Source organism: Pseudomonas sp. COW5, assembly GCF_026240005.1.
GTDB classification, from domain to species: Bacteria; Pseudomonadota; Gammaproteobacteria; order Pseudomonadales; family Pseudomonadaceae; genus Aquipseudomonas; species Aquipseudomonas kribbensis.
Genome location: NZ_JAPHVP010000001.1, coordinates 1,242,738 through 1,256,716 on the forward strand (window position 1 = coordinate 1,242,738; position 13,979 = coordinate 1,256,716).

Here is a 13,979-nt window from a genome sequence, read left to right on the forward strand (position 1 = left end):
TTCAGCGCTCATGTGCATCAGGCCAGTTTGCCTTGAGTCGGCAGTATCGGTGCGCGGGGTTTGCGAAACACCAGCACGTTGCCCAGCATGACCAGCACCAACCCGGCCAACGCCGGCGCCGTCCACTGGTAGCCTTCGGCAAACGCCGAAACGTTCAACGCCACCACCGGGAACAGCACTGTGCAATAGGCCGCTCGTTCCGGCCCCATGCGACCGACCAACGTCAGATACGCGGTGAAACCGATTACCGAACCCGGGATCACCAGATACAGCAGCGCGCCAATGTAGCGCGACGTCCATTCCATTTCGAACGGAATGCCTTTGACCAGGCACCACACCGACAGCATCGCCGCGCCGTAGGCCATGCCCCAGGCATTGGTGGTCAGCGGCTTGAGGCCGGCCTTCTGTTGCAGGCTCGACAACATGTTGCCCGCCGAGAAACACAGGGTGCCGCAAAGCGCCAGACCGAGACCCAGCAGGGTTTGCGGGCTGGCGTGATGCCCGGCCAGTTCCGGCCAGAACAACAGGCCCAGGCCAAACAGCCCCAGCGCCCCGCCCATCAGCACATTGCGCGCAATACGTTGGCCGAAGAACACTCGCGCATTCAGGGCGTTCCACAAGGTCGCGGTGGAAAACACCACGGCCACCAGACCGCTGGGGATCCATTGGCTGGCGGTCAGGAAACACATGAAGTTGACGCAGAACAGGCACAAACCCTGCGCCACACAGATCAGATGCCCGCGCCGGTTCATCGGTTGCAGACGGCGGCTGAGCAGCAATAGCGCGAACAACACCAGCGCGGCGAGGCCGAAGCGATAGACGATCGACACCGGAATCGCCACCACGCCCAGTTGCCACTTGAGGGCGATCCAGGTGGTGCCCCAGATCAGTACGGTCAACAAATACAACGACAGGTTCATGGCAGACACTCCTTGATTGGGCTTCAGTGTCCGTCCCTGCCATCTTCCAGCGCTTGCATAAACTTGCGCTTTTATCGGCGCGCAGGCTGGCAGCGCGAAATCTACGGAGTAGGATGCAAGGCGTTGAAGAGAACCGACTGACTATGGCCGCCATCGACACCCTGCAAGTCTTTCAAGCGTTAAATAGCTCGCCGAACGCACGTCTTGTGCACAGCGCCGAGCTGGGTGACGGCTTGTCTGCCGCTTTGTGGACCAACCACCACGATGCGCAGGACTATGAAGCGCCGAGCCATCACACCCTGTCCTGCTACATCGCCGGCGGCACCGGTACATTCCGTCGCGATCAACCCGGACAGAAAGGCGGGCCGGACAAACTGTGCATCCTGCCCGCCGATCATGAGTCGGGCTGGGTGATCAACGGTGATATCCGTCTGGCGCATCTGTATTTCAGCGCCGAACAATTTGCCCTGGGGTGCGTCACGCTGCTGGATCGCGAGCCCCGGGAAATGCAGTTGCGCGAGCAGACTTTTCTCGAAGATCCGCAACAGGCCCAGCGGTTTCGCCAGCTACTCACCCTCAATTGGGACGAACCCGGCGAGCGCTTGCTGACCAGCAGCCTGGCCCACGAATTGATCAGCCATACCTTGCTCAGCCAGGTCGGCGTACGTGAGGGTTTGCGTCTCAAGGGTGGTTTGGCGCCGCACCAGCGCCGGCAACTGGTGGAGTTCATCGACAGCCAACTGGCCGAACCGATCAGCCTCGGGCAACTGGCGGGGTTGTGTGCGTTGTCGGAATACCACTTTGCGCGGATGTTCCGGGTGAGCTTCGGCTTGCCGCCGCATCAGTATGTGCTGGCGCGGCGCCTGAGCCGGGCACGGGAGTTGTTGCGCGGGACGGCGTTGCCGTTGGGGGAGATTGCGCTGGCGTGCGGATTTGCCAGTGCCAGCCACTTCACCAACCGCTTCCGCCAGGTGCTGGGTGGAACGCCCGGCGAGTATCGCCAGGCGTTTTTGCGCTGATCAGAACTCCAGCGTGCTGGACAACGAAATCTGCCGCGAATCGCCCATCGACACGAAGAACCGGCTGGCCGCCGAAGTGTAGTAAGTGCGGTCGAACAGGTTCTTCACGTTGAGCTGGAACTTGACCTTCTGCCCTTCCACTTTGGTGTCGTAGGTGGCGAACGCATCGGCCACGGTGTAGCTCGGCAGCTCGAAATCATTCACTGCGTTACCCGCCCGCTCACCGACATACCGCGCGCCCGCGCCGACCCGAAGTTGATCGCCGCCGATCACGCTGCCGAAGTCGTAGACCGCCGACAGCGAGCCGGTATTTTTTGCCACGTTCTGCAGCTTGTTGCCTTTGTAGTCCGGATCTTCCGTGACCTCGGCATCGGTGTAGGCGTAGCTGCCGATCATGCTCCAGCGGTCGCTGAGCTGGCCGGTCAGGTCCACTTCCAGACCACGGGAACGCACTTCACCGGCAGCGCTGTAAATCGTGGTCGGGCCTTCGGCGTTGGCCACCAGCACGTTGCGTTTCTTGATGTCGAACAGGGCGATGTTGCCGGTGATGCGTCCCGGAATATCGAGGCGCGCACCCAGCTCCCAGGACTTGGCTTCTTCCGGCGCGATGCTGCCGTCGAGCACGGTGCTGCTGCCGCTCAACGGGGCGATGGTCGAGTTCGGTTTGAACGACTCGGTGTAGCTGCCATAGAACGACAGTTCGTCGGTGTAGCGATACACCAGGCCTGCGCGCGGCACCCACTTCTGCCCGTTGCTGTCGGTGTTGGCCTTGAACGGCACGCCTTTGCCGGCGTACTGGTCGTACTCCTGGAAACGCCCACCAGCCACCAGAATCCACTGATCGTTGAGGTGGATCGAGTCCTGCAGGAACACCGAATCGCTGCGCAGCAGATCGGTCTGCGCGCTGTCCGCCGGGCTGACGGTGGAGCCGGCGACTTCACGACCGTACACCGGATTGACGTAACTGAAGGTGCTCAGGCTTTTCTGGCGGATCAGGTCCGCGCGGTAGATCTTGCGGTACTCGTCGTCGACGCCGAACACCAGGTCATGTTGCATGCCCAGCACGTTGACCTTGCCTTCGAGGCTGGCGGTGGTGAAACGGTCGGTGCTGATCGCGCCCTGGGTGCCGTCCATGCTGCGGGTCAGGGTGCCTTTCTTGGTGTCGATCGCCGTCACGCGGACCTGGCTGGCGTCGTAGGTTTCGCGGTTCCAGCTGTAGCCGAAGTGGGCTTTCCAGTCGTCGTTGAGTTCGTGGTCCGCCTCAAAGTGGTAGAGATCCGAGCGACCTTCCATGTCGTTGAACTTCTCGTCGAGACGTTCGTTGCGCGAGATGTCCAGCGGGTGATTGGTGCGTGGGTCGATCAGCGTGCCACGGTCGAACGGCGTCAGGAATTCCCGATGCTCATACGCGAACAACAGCTTGGTGCGCTCGCCGTACCAGGCCAGCGACGGCGCGATCAGGCTTTCACGGTGGGTACCGAAGTTGCGCCAGTAGTCTTCATCTTCATGGTCCAGCACCATGCGATAAGCCAGACCGGAATCGCCCAGTGCACCGGTGCTGTCGAAGGAACCGCCGCTGCCGTTCTTGCCGTCGCCGTAGGTCGAGCCGCGCAGGGTCAAGGCGTTGTACTGGGTCAGTTCAGGCTTCTTGCTGACCATGTTGACCACGCCACCCGGGTCCTGAATCCCGTACAGCAGCGAGGCCGGGCCCTTGAGCACTTCGACGCGATCCACGGTGGCGTTCATCCCTCGGCCCTGCACCACCGGCATGCCGTCGCGCATGATCGAGCCGTTGCGGTTGTCGCCGAAGCCACGGGTCATCACCGAATCCTGGGTGCTGCCCAAAGTGTTGCCCTGGGTGATGCCGCTGACGTTGGCCAGTGCATCATCGAGATTGCGCGGTGCCTGGTCGCGAATGACCTGGGCCGGGATCACGTTGACGGTCTGCGGGATTTCCTGGAGCGAGGCCGAGGAGCGCATCACCGAACTGGTTTCCGGTGGCTGGTAGCTCATCGGTTGATCGATGACCGAGGTGATGTTCGTCGCGCCGAGGTTCAACGCGCCTGCGGTCGGTTGCGGTTCGAGGGCCAGGGTATGGCTGTCGGTGCGGCGGAAGGTCAGGCCGGAACCGTTGAGCAATCGTTGCAGTGCCTGTTCGGCGCTCATCTGCCCGTTGACCGCCGGTGCATTGAGGCCGTACGGCGCTTCGACGGTGTAGACCACGCTCTGGCCGGTCACGCGACTGAAATCGCTCAAGGCCTGCGGCAGCGGTTTGGCAGCCAGGGAAAAACTGAACTGTTTCTGTGGCTGACTGCTGTTGCTTTCAGCGGCCTGCGCCACGCTCATCGGCAGTAACGCCAACGCCGCAAAACTCAGCGCCGAGGCGCCGAACCACTGTTTGACCGAACCCGATTTTGCCCTGGACTTCATTGCTCATGACCTGTGTAGAACCGCAACGGATGCGAATGACTCGCAGTTTCAGTCACTACACGGATGGCGTCGGGATTTACCTCACCACAATTTTGAAAATATTTTCAGCGCAGGATAATCAGCTTGCCCAACACCTGATGCTGCTCGAATCCCAGAACCCCTTGCAGTGAATTCAACACCGCTTGCGGATCCTTGCTCGGGAAACTCCCGCTGACCTTGCGCGCGCCCAGTTCGTCATTCAGCAACACGATCCGCCCCGGGTAATACCGCCGCAGATCCTGCACCACATCGGCCAGTGTCGATTTGTAGTAAGTCAACCAGCCCTGACGCCAGGCCAGTTGCGCCTCGCTGTCCACGGCGTGCAGTTTTTGCGCTGAACCTTCGCCATACGCCACTTGCTGGCCGGCGGTGAGAATCTGTTGTTCGGCGTCTCTTGCCGCCGTTACACCGACGCGTCCGGACAACACGGTGACCTGGGCACCATGAGGTTGCAGGCGCACTTCGAACTGCGTGCCGAGCACCCGCGCCTGGCCCTTCTCGGCCTCGACCACGAACGGCTCGCCGGTGTGGGTCACGCTGAAAAATCCGGCGCCCCGACGCAGTTGAACATGCCGCTCGCCGTGACTGAAATCCACGGCGATGGCGCTGTCGGCGTCCAATGTCACTTGCGATTGATCGGCGAGGGTCACCGTGCGGATCTCACCCGGCGCCGAAACATAATCAGCGCCCAGATCTTCAATCCAGCGCTGCGGCTGCCAACCGGTGCCGAGGCTGATCATCAACAACAGGCAGGCCGCCATTGCCAGCGCTCCGGCCCAACGTCGAACCTGTGGACGGCGCGGCCGGTCCATCGCATTCAGATAGCCCTGCAAGGCGAACGCCTCTTCATCGGCCAGTGTGCGGGCCGGTCCTTCGCTCAATTCCCAGATGACTTGCGCCTGGGCGTAAGCCTCGGCGTGGGCGGGATCGGCATGCAGCCATTGGCTGAAGGTCAGTTGATCGCCGGTGCTGGGGCGGTCGTGCAACAGGCTCAACCAGGCAAAAGCCGCCTGTTCCTGAGCAGGCGTCGGCGTGACGCGGTCGGTGTGATTCACGGTGCTTTCCCTGGCAGGCGTGGCGCGGGTTCGCGCAGGCTGGCCTTGCAGGCCTCGAGGGCGCGCATCATATGTTTTTCCACGGCGCTTTGGGACAGGCCCATGGCTTTGGCGATCTCGGCGTACTTGCGCCCGTGGATGCGATTGAGCAAAAAAATCTGCCGCGTGCGCTCAGGCAACGCGCGCAAAGCCGCTTCGACATGGCGCAGATCGTTGCCCGCCTCGAGCGCGGCTTGCGGTTCGCTGGCGCTGCTGTCCGGTTCATCCGGCTGCCAGCCTTCGTTGACCCGAACCCGCGTGCCTTCGCTGCGCAAATGATCGATGGCGATGTTGCCGGCGCAACGCAACAGATAGGTGCTGAGTTCTTCGACCTGCACCAACGGCCGGCGCCAGAAACGCAGGAACAGATCCTGCACTAGGTCTGCCGCGGTCGCCCGACAGCCGACACGGCGGTTCACCAAAGCTTCCATTTGCGAGCGCTGGGACAGAAACACCTGCAGAAAATGTGCACGAGCGCCGTGGGGTTCGTCGTCGCGGGACTCGGGCGGATGGCTGATCAGCATGTCAGTTCAAGGCCCATGCGACCGGGCTGGCGAGCAGGCTCAGCGCGGCCATGGTCAATGCCAGGCGCGGGCGATAAGGCAACAACAGAACCAGTGCCAATGCGCTGAGCATCAACACAGCGAACCAGTCGACCAGACCGAAGCTCCAGCCATTGCCGGCAACCGCAGCCCATAACGACAGCCCGAGCAGAAGCCATCCACCAAGGCTCAGTCCGCGACGACGCCCTGTTGAAGGTTTGCCACCGAGCAGTTCGTCATGGTGCCGGGGCATCGCCAGGCACAGCGCTGTGAAACCGGAATAACAAAGCAAAAGCGCCAACAACATTCAATTTGTCCCTTGTTCGAGGGAGATGGGTCGGGGGGATTCACGGCGTGTTTTTTTTACAGCAACAACCTGCCTGCCGCGTTGCATTTTCCATGCGGCCCACAGAAGGAACAGGCCGGTGACCAGGCACGTCAGGTCAAAACCGGCCATGGCCCAGTCGTGCCGGATCAACGTCACGCCGAGGTGCTGCGAGGTGCTCAGCGCATTGAGCACTGGCAACGTTCCAAACAGCAGCGCTGCCAGCGACAGCTGCTCGATCCAGGCCTGGTGTCCCGGACGCAACAACGCATGCACCACACTTAAACCCCAGACAATAAAAAACGCGTTTACCTCCCAGCCTGCCCGGCCGGCGAGACCGACCGGCAACAGTCGATTGGCCCAGAAGAACGCCGCCACTGCCGCCACCAGCCCGACCATACCGGCAATGTTCAAGATTTCCACCAGCCGCAGCTCGAAGGGCATCACGCCGCTCTTCGCGTGTTTGAGCTGACGCTTGCCGAGCCAGATCACCAGCCCGGTGCCGATCATCGCTGTACCGGCCAGCCCGCAGAAGAAATACAGCCAGCGCAGCACAGGTGTGGCGAACTTGCCCATGTGTAAACCGTAGAAGCTACCGGCAATCGCCATCGGCAACGCTTTCTCCGGCGTGCTGCCGAGCAGTTGCCCGGTGACGGCGTTGAAAGTCATGTCGTTGCCGTACTCGTACACGACCTGATCGCCACTGGCCCGGGACAACACGGCCGATGCATTGGCATCACCTGGATTGTTCACGGTCACGTACGCGATATGGCCTCCGGGCCAATGCTCATCGGCTCGCACCAGCAGCGGCGTCAGAGACGGGAGAATTGCCGGCTGACCGGAGCGTTCAGGAGTGGGTGTTTCGGGAAACACTTCCTCGAAAAACGCGCTGAAGTTGTTGCCGTAAGTCGCCAGAATGCTGGCCGGCATCACCATCGACATGAAGATCACCAGACTGCTGTAGGTGATCATCAGGTGAAACGGCAGCACCAGAACCCCCACCGCGTTGTGCCCATCGAGCCATGAACGCTGGCCCTTGCGCGGGCGGAAGGTGAAGAAGTCTTTGAAGATTTTCTTGTGGGTGATGATCCCGGTGATGAGCGCGATGAACATCACCATCGCAGCGGCGGTGGCGAGCCAGCGGCCCCACGGGTAAGGCATTTGCAGCTGAAAGTGGAAACGATAGAAGAACTCGCCGCCCATGCTTTCCCGAGGCTGCACTTCGGCGCCGGTTTGCGCATCGAGCGTCTTGCGGATGAATTTGCCGCGCTCGCCGGGTTGAGCTGGCGATTGCTGCCAGCGCACGTTCAGGCCGGGGTCACGAGCATCGGGCAGACCAATGACCCAGCGTGACGCGTCGGGTGCATGTTGTTGCAGATAGTGTTGGGCCAGGGTCAGGCTCGCCTCGGCATTCAACGGGCGTGACGGTATTTCCGGTTGCATCCAGTGGCTGGTCTCGTCTTTGAAATACGCCAGGGTCCCGGTCAGGAAAATCGCGAACAACAGCCAGCCGAAGACCAGCCCGGTCCAGGTGTGCAGCCAGGCCATCGCCTGGCGGAAACCCTCTTTCATGCGTAACCCAGCCCCCGCGCGGCGCCGGAGATCGTCGCCAGAATCACGCTGGGCACCAGCAAGCCGACCCACGCCGACCATGCACTGCGACAGGCGAAACACCAGAGCACGGCCACCAGATAGACCAGGAACGAGACGGTCATGCCGGTGATGACCGCTTCGGCGCGGTTCAGCGGTAGCCACAGGGTCAGCGTGACACTGGCCAGCGCCGCGACCAGATAGCCGCCAAACACCGCCGCGAGCACCCGCGACGTGACGGCCAGACGATAGGACATGGGGAGTGCGGCGAGTTTGGCTTTCATGTTTCGGCCCTGAAACGGTTAACGCCCGGCCAACGAGCCGAGACGACAGACAATCGATATTAATGATAAATATTCTCATACGCAAAAGAGTCTGATTGCCGGCACGCATTCACACCCCTACAATGCGAACCATTCTTGTTCTCTAACGCATCCGCATGCGCCCGGAGTGATGCCGTTGTCGTCCGCCCATCCCGTCGAATCGCTGTACCAGGCCCATCACAGCTGGCTCACCGGCTGGCTGCGGCGCAAACTCGGCTGCCCGGACAGCGCCGCCGATCTGGCCCAGGACACCTTTATCCGGGTGCTGACCGCCCGCGAGCCGCCGGTGATCATCGAGCCGCGCGCATTCCTCACCACCCTGGCCAAGCGTGTGTTATTCAACCATTACCGCCGCCAGGATCTGGAACGCGCCTACCTCGACACCCTGGCGCAGATGCCGGAAGTGGTCGCGCCTTCGGAAGAAGAGAAAGCGATCATCCTGCAAACCCTGATGGAGCTGGACCAGTTGCTCGACGGTCTGCCGCGCGCAGTCAAACGTGCCTTTCTGCTGGCGCAGGTGGATGGCCTGACCTATCCACAGATCGCCGCTGAGCTGGGCATCTCCGTGGCCACGGTCAAACGTCATCTGAACAAGGCAGCGATGCGCTGCTACTTCGCCCTGTGAACCCGCCGATGGATTTTTCATCGCAGGTCGCCGAGCAGGCCGTGCATTGGTTGCTGGAAATGCAGCAGGGCCCGCTGGACCCGCGCCAGCAACAAGCCTGGCAACAGTGGATCGACGCCCACAGCGAACACCGCCGCGCCTGGGAACACATGCAGCGGGTCAATTCGCGGTTGCGGGGTTTGTCGTCGCCACTGGCTCATGCCGCGTTGAACGCGCAGAAGTCCGGCAGCCGGCGTCAGGCGCTGAAGCTGTTGCTGATTCTCGGCGCAGGTTCGGCGGTCACCTGGGGGATGCGCGAGCACAATCCGTTGCCATCGCTGCTGGCCGATTACCGCAGCCCGGTCGGTCAACGGCGCAAGATTTCGCTCGGCGCCGGCGGACAGTTGCAGCTCAACACCGCGAGTGCGGCGGATGTCCGGGGCGACGGTCTGATCCGCCTGCTCGAAGGCGAAATGCTGCTGACCGCCACTCAATCCTTCGAAGTGCAAACCGCCCAAGGCCTGCTGAAAACCCAAGGGGCACGGATCAATGTGCGGCAGTTTGCCGACCGCACGCAGATCGCACTGTTTGAAGGTCGGGTCGAGTTGAGCACACAGGGTCGCGCACCGATGTTGCTGCCGGTCGCCCGGCAATTGAGTTTCAGCGCCACCTCTGTCGGCGAAGCCAAACCGCTGGACGCCAACAGCGGCGCCTGGGCCGACGGCATGCTGGTGGCCGCGCACATGCGCCTGGGTGACTTCCTCGACGAACTCGGCCGCTATCGTCGCGGGCAACTGCATTGCGATACGAAAGTGGCTGACCTGCTGATCTCCGGGACTTATCCACTGGACGACAGCGAGCGGATTCTCGATCTGCTGGAAATCAGCCTGCCGGTAAAAGTGAAGCGCTTTACCCGCTACTGGGTGACGGTCGAAGCCAAGGTTTGATCAACCGCAAAAAATAAATGAGCCGTTTTTCAGATCTGGCGTGACAGAGAAGGAAAGCCCCCCTTGATTCAACCTTCTCAGGAACGTCCTCCATGCACCCCACTCGCCTCACGCCGCTGGCCCGAACCCTGCGCAATATTGTCCTCGGCGCCAGTCTGAGCTTCAGCGCGCTGCCCCTTGCGCAGGCTGCCGAGACCAAGGCTTACCACATCGCCCCGTCGTCGCTGGAAAACGCCCTCAACCAGTTCGGCCGTGAAGCCGGTGTGCTGATCTCGTTCGGCTCGCAAGTCACCAGCGGCGTGCAGAGCCGTGGACTGGAAGGCAACTACACAGCGGAACAAGGTCTGAACGCACTGCTCGAAGGCACCGGCCTGCAAGCCCGCGCCGAAGGTGGCAACGCCTTCAGCCTGCAACCGTCGAGCGATACGGCGCTGGAGCTGGACACCTCGAAAGTGGTCGGCGACTGGCTGGGTGAAGCCGCGCAGGTCAACGTCTTCGAACATCCCGGTGCCCGTGACGTAATCCGCCGAGAAGAATTCGAACGTCAGGGCGCAACTCAGGCCCGCGACGTGCTCAACCGAATTCCCGGGGTCAATGCCCCGGAAAACAACGGCACCGGCAGCCACGACATGGCGCTGAACTTCGGCATTCGGGGCCTCAACCCGCGCCTGGCTGCACGTTCGACCGTTTTGATGGACGGCATCCCGGTGCCGTTCGCACCTTACGGTCAGCCGCAGTTGTCCTTCGCGCCGATCAGCATGGGCAACATGGATGCCGTGGACGTGGTGCGTGGTGGCGGCGCCGTGCGTTACGGCCCGCAGAACGTCGGCGGCGTGGTCAACTTCGTGACCCGGGCGATTCCGGACGCGCCGACCGTCAAGGGCGGCTTCCAGACCGAAACCAGCCCATCGTCCAGCCATGACGGCTTCAAGACCAGCGCCAACCTGCTGGCCGGCGGCACCAACGAGAACGGACTGGGCGGTGCGCTGCTGTACTCCGGCACCCGAGGTGGCGACTGGCGCGAACACAGCGACACGGAAATCGACGACCTGATCCTCAAGGGCAAATACCAGCTCGACGAAGCCAACAGCTTCAACGCCATGGCCCAGTATTACGAAGGCAAGGCCGACATGCCCGGCGGTCTGAATGTCGCCGACTACGATGCCGATCCGTACCAGTCGACTCGGCCGAAAGACCAGTTCTGGGGTCGTCGCACGATGTTCAATTTCGGTTACCGCTATCAGGAAGATCGCCGCGAATTCACCGCCAACACCTTCTTCACCAAGACCCTGCGCAGCGGTTATCTGGATCAGGGCACGTTCCTGTCGCTGTCGCCGCGCGAATACTGGGTTCGCGGTCTGGAAACCCGTTTCGCCCAAGGTTTCGACCTCGGCCCGACCAGCCATGAAGTCGGCGTCGGCTATCGCTACATCAATGAAGCCGGCCACGAATTGCGCTATCGCACACCGATCAGCAGCAACGAATACCCGACCACCAACAGCCGCAACGACCGCGACACCCGTGGCGGCACTGAAGCCAATGCGTTCTTCGTCGATGACCGGATCGACATCGGCAAGTGGACGATCACGCCGGGCGTGCGCTACGAGATGATCGAGTCGCAGCAGACCAACAACCTGACCAACGTCAAATACAAGGGCGACTACAACACCGCACTGCCGGCGTTGAACGTGCTGTATCACCTGACCGACAACTGGAATCTGTACGCCAACACCGAAGGTTCGTTCGGCAGCGTGCAATACAGCCAGATGCCCAACCGCGTGAGCAGCGGCGAAGTGAAACCGGAGAAGGCCCGCACCTGGGAACTCGGCACCCGCTACGACAACGGTGCGCTGCGCGCGGAAATCGGCGCGTTCCTGATCAACTTCGACAACCAGTACGAAAGCAACCAGACCAATGATTCGGTGATCGCCCGTGGTGAAACCCGCCATCAGGGCATCGAGACCAGCGTCAACTACGCCCTCGATGACTTGAGCCCGGCGCTGGCCGGCTTCGATGTCTACGCCACTTACGCCTATGTCGACGCGACCATCCGCGAAGACGGGCCGAACAAGGGCAACCGTGTGCCGTTCTCGTCGAAGCACAAAGGCACGATCGGCGTCGGTTACACCGAAGGGCCGTGGAAGCTCAACCTGGACAGCAGCTTCCAGAGCGACCAGTTCGCCGACAATGCCAACACTTCGAAGGAAAGCGCCGATGGCAGCACCGGCAAGATCCCGGGCTACATGCTGTTCAGCAGCCGCGCCGGGTATGACTTCGGCCCGCAGCTGTCGGACCTGAACGTGGCAGTGGGGGTGAAGAACATCTTCAACACCCAGTACTTCACCCGCTCGTTCGATGACAACAACAAGGGCAAATACGTGGGTGAGCCGCGCACGGTGTATGTGCAGACCTCCGTTGCCTTCTGATAACAACATGCACCTTGCCCTCTCCCCAAAGGAGAGGGGTTTCAAACCCGCCACAAACAAAAACGGGCCTGCAATTGCAGGCCCGTTCTCATTGGGTGACTTATAAAATCAGCGCATCAACTGTTGATCGCTGCCTGTTCGTTTTCCAGAAATTCTTCCTCCAGCAACCGGTCATTCGCCTTTCTTTCGAACGGCACCACAGCGGCTCGCGGTTTGCCCCGCAGTTTGCCAAACAGGTGCTCCAGCGCGTGCTCCAGTTTTTCGGCTGCACCATCGATCGCCTGTTCCAGCGAATCGGCTTTGTGGGTGACGGAAATCGGTTGATGGCCTTTTGGCCGCGCCTCCAGCTGGCAGCGCAAATCATGGGGACCCGGTTTGTCACCGTTCTCGTCGCTCAGATGGACTTCGACACGGGTCAGGTCTTCCTCATAACGGTCGAGCGTGCTCTCAATTGTGGTTCGTACCCACTCCTCCAGTCGTTTGCTGCTTTGAATATGGTTGTCGCTGTTGACTTGGATTTGCATAGTTCATCCCTTATTTCAGCTAGCTCGCAAGAGGCCTTGAACAGGATTTCGTGACCTCTTGATTACAACAATCGGCCCGTGTGACGAACATTTCAACCCCTGAAAAAAGATAAATATTCATACGCAAAAAAAGCCGGACAACCGAGTGAAGCGCTGGTAAGGTCGGGAGTTGGGTCGCCCTGTCACCCTGAAAAATCTGCTCACAATTGGCCATCACCCAACGGGTGCAGACCACGAAAAATCTCCGCCTCTTCCACCAGCCAGTCATGCACCGCGCGCACGCCCGGATGGCTCAGCGCCCCCGGCGCATAGAGCAATACATAGCGTTTGTGATTGGGCACCGAAATTCCGAACGGTACGATCAATGTCCCCCGCTCCAGTTCGTCGTTGAGCAGCGTACGCCGGGCAATCGCCACGCCCATGCCGGCAATCGCCGCTTCGATGGTCAGGTGGTTGCGGTTGAACGTGTGCCCGCGCCGTACGTCGGCACCCTCGAAACCGACAGCGTTGAGATAGAACTCCCACTCCGCATACTCATAACTGCCGCGCCACGCGGTGATGTCGTGCAGCAACGGGAAATGCACCAGATCCGCCGGCCCATGCAGCGGTGGCCGCCCTCGCAGCAGGCCCGGCGCGCACACCGGGAAAATCTGCTCGTCGAGCAAGGCTGTGGATAACAGGCCCGGATAACTGCCGTCGTTCAAGTCGATGGCCAGGTCGAAATCCCCTTCATGTAACGGCACGCTGCTGTCTTCGGCCACCAGCCGCAGCTGGATGTCCGGGTAACGCTGTTGCAGGCGCGGCAGACGCGGGGTCAGCCATTTGCTGAGGAACGACGGAATCGAGCGTACCCGCAAAATCCCGCTGATCATCCCCGCATCGAGACGACGCAATTCCGCATCGATGCTGCCGTAAGCCTCGTTGACCGTGATCGCCAGTCGCTGCCCTTCCGCACTCAGCTCCACACCCCGTGCGCGACGGTGAAACAGGCGAAAGCCCAGGCGCTCTTCCAGTTGTCGGATTTGTTGGCTGACCGCCCCCGGCGTGATGTGCAGTTCTTCGGCACAACGGGTGAATGACAGGTGCCGCGCGGCACAGGAAAACACCTGCAGCCAGACGTAAGTCTGGGCATGCAATTGACGGCTCATGGTTTAGTCCTGCTAAAGGCTTACTTAGGAAGTTTCGTTAGTCACGCT

Annotated in this window: 13 protein-coding genes; 4 read left to right on the forward strand and 9 right to left on the reverse strand. The window is 61.3% G+C overall.

Going from position 1 to position 13,979, the window contains the following annotated elements:
* Nucleotides 1-17: 17 nt before the first annotated feature.
* Nucleotides 18-920 (reverse strand): DMT family transporter, encoded by a 903-nt coding sequence (locus OQ248_RS05720; RefSeq protein ID WP_265812274.1) that lies wholly within the window; start codon nt 918-920, stop codon nt 18-20.
* 143 nt (nt 921-1,063) lie between these two features.
* Between OQ248_RS05720 and OQ248_RS05725 the strand changes: the two genes are divergently transcribed.
* Nucleotides 1,064-1,939, forward strand: a complete 876-nt coding sequence (locus OQ248_RS05725) for an AraC family transcriptional regulator (protein WP_265815071.1) — start codon at nt 1,064-1,066, stop codon at nt 1,937-1,939.
* Here the strand turns inward: OQ248_RS05725 and OQ248_RS05730 are convergent, their stop codons facing one another.
* The 6 genes from OQ248_RS05730 to OQ248_RS05755 form a co-directional block, all read right to left on the reverse strand.
* Nucleotides 1,940-4,369 carry a TonB-dependent receptor gene (locus OQ248_RS05730; protein ID WP_265812275.1) on the reverse strand — a complete coding sequence of 810 codons (2,430 nt, stop codon included), beginning with the start codon at nt 4,367-4,369 and terminating at the stop codon, nt 1,940-1,942. It lies immediately after the preceding gene.
* A 104-nt stretch (nt 4,370-4,473) separates the two neighbouring features.
* The gene (locus tag OQ248_RS05735) at nt 4,474-5,463 is read right to left on the reverse strand and encodes a FecR family protein (protein WP_265812276.1); all 990 of its coding nucleotides are present in this window, start codon (nt 5,461-5,463) and stop codon (nt 4,474-4,476) included.
* A complete protein-coding gene (locus OQ248_RS05740; protein ID WP_119426751.1) occupies nt 5,460-6,026 on the reverse strand; it encodes an RNA polymerase sigma factor in 567 nt (188 codons plus the stop codon). The genes OQ248_RS05735 and OQ248_RS05740 overlap by 4 nt, the downstream gene beginning before the upstream one ends.
* Before the next feature lies 1 nt (nt 6,027).
* Complete coding sequence (locus tag OQ248_RS05745) at nt 6,028-6,351, reverse strand: DUF3325 domain-containing protein (RefSeq protein ID WP_265812277.1); 324 nt, start codon at nt 6,349-6,351, stop codon at nt 6,028-6,030.
* Nucleotides 6,352-7,941, reverse strand: coding sequence for a PepSY-associated TM helix domain-containing protein (locus OQ248_RS05750; protein ID WP_265812278.1), 1,590 nt, complete (start codon nt 7,939-7,941; stop codon nt 6,352-6,354).
* Nucleotides 7,938-8,243, reverse strand: coding sequence for a DUF3649 domain-containing protein (locus tag OQ248_RS05755; protein WP_119426748.1), 306 nt, complete (start codon nt 8,241-8,243; stop codon nt 7,938-7,940). Before OQ248_RS05755 ends, OQ248_RS05750 begins: the two co-directional genes overlap by 4 nt.
* Before the next feature lie 175 nt (nt 8,244-8,418).
* Between OQ248_RS05755 and OQ248_RS05760 the strand changes: the two genes are divergently transcribed.
* From OQ248_RS05760 to fecA, 3 genes are all read left to right on the forward strand, one after another.
* Nucleotides 8,419-8,907, forward strand: coding sequence for a sigma-70 family RNA polymerase sigma factor (locus tag OQ248_RS05760; RefSeq protein WP_085730110.1), 489 nt, complete (start codon nt 8,419-8,421; stop codon nt 8,905-8,907).
* Complete coding sequence (locus OQ248_RS05765) at nt 8,904-9,833, forward strand: DUF4880 domain-containing protein (RefSeq protein ID WP_265812279.1); 930 nt, start codon at nt 8,904-8,906, stop codon at nt 9,831-9,833. Before OQ248_RS05760 ends, OQ248_RS05765 begins: the two co-directional genes overlap by 4 nt.
* A 92-nt stretch (nt 9,834-9,925) precedes the next feature.
* Nucleotides 9,926-12,259, forward strand: a complete 2,334-nt coding sequence (fecA, locus tag OQ248_RS05770; protein WP_265812280.1) for a TonB-dependent Fe(3+) dicitrate receptor FecA — start codon at nt 9,926-9,928, stop codon at nt 12,257-12,259.
* A 116-nt stretch (nt 12,260-12,375) separates the two neighbouring features.
* On the opposite strand, the gene OQ248_RS05775 is transcribed toward fecA, so the two are convergent.
* Together OQ248_RS05775 and OQ248_RS05780 are read right to left on the reverse strand one after the other, a co-directional pair.
* Nucleotides 12,376-12,783, reverse strand: coding sequence for an HPF/RaiA family ribosome-associated protein (locus tag OQ248_RS05775; RefSeq protein WP_085711730.1), 408 nt, complete (start codon nt 12,781-12,783; stop codon nt 12,376-12,378).
* Nucleotides 12,784-12,983: 200 nt separating this feature from the next.
* Complete coding sequence (locus tag OQ248_RS05780; protein ID WP_085711731.1) at nt 12,984-13,931, reverse strand: LysR substrate-binding domain-containing protein; 948 nt, start codon at nt 13,929-13,931, stop codon at nt 12,984-12,986.
* Nucleotides 13,932-13,979 lie beyond the last annotated feature (48 nt).

What these genes read in the sequence shown, in the direction of transcription:
- OQ248_RS05750 (WP_265812278.1), bottom strand. Translation starts at nt 7,941, where the DNA reads ATGAAAGAGGGTTTCCGCCAGGCGATGGCCTGGCTGCACACCTGGACC.
- fecA (WP_265812280.1), top strand. Translation starts at nt 9,926, where the DNA reads ATGCACCCCACTCGCCTCACGCCGCTGGCCCGAACCCTGCGCAATATT.
- OQ248_RS05775 (WP_085711730.1), bottom strand. Translation starts at nt 12,783, where the DNA reads ATGCAAATCCAAGTCAACAGCGACAACCATATTCAAAGCAGCAAACGA.
- OQ248_RS05720 (WP_265812274.1), bottom strand. Translation starts at nt 920, where the DNA reads ATGAACCTGTCGTTGTATTTGTTGACCGTACTGATCTGGGGCACCACC.
- OQ248_RS05740 (WP_119426751.1), bottom strand. Translation starts at nt 6,026, where the DNA reads ATGCTGATCAGCCATCCGCCCGAGTCCCGCGACGACGAACCCCACGGC.
- OQ248_RS05780 (WP_085711731.1), bottom strand. Translation starts at nt 13,931, where the DNA reads ATGAGCCGTCAATTGCATGCCCAGACTTACGTCTGGCTGCAGGTGTTT.
- OQ248_RS05725 (WP_265815071.1), top strand. Translation starts at nt 1,064, where the DNA reads ATGGCCGCCATCGACACCCTGCAAGTCTTTCAAGCGTTAAATAGCTCG.
- OQ248_RS05730 (WP_265812275.1), bottom strand. Translation starts at nt 4,369, where the DNA reads ATGAAGTCCAGGGCAAAATCGGGTTCGGTCAAACAGTGGTTCGGCGCC.
- OQ248_RS05755 (WP_119426748.1), bottom strand. Translation starts at nt 8,243, where the DNA reads ATGAAAGCCAAACTCGCCGCACTCCCCATGTCCTATCGTCTGGCCGTC.
- OQ248_RS05745 (WP_265812277.1), bottom strand. Translation starts at nt 6,351, where the DNA reads ATGTTGTTGGCGCTTTTGCTTTGTTATTCCGGTTTCACAGCGCTGTGC.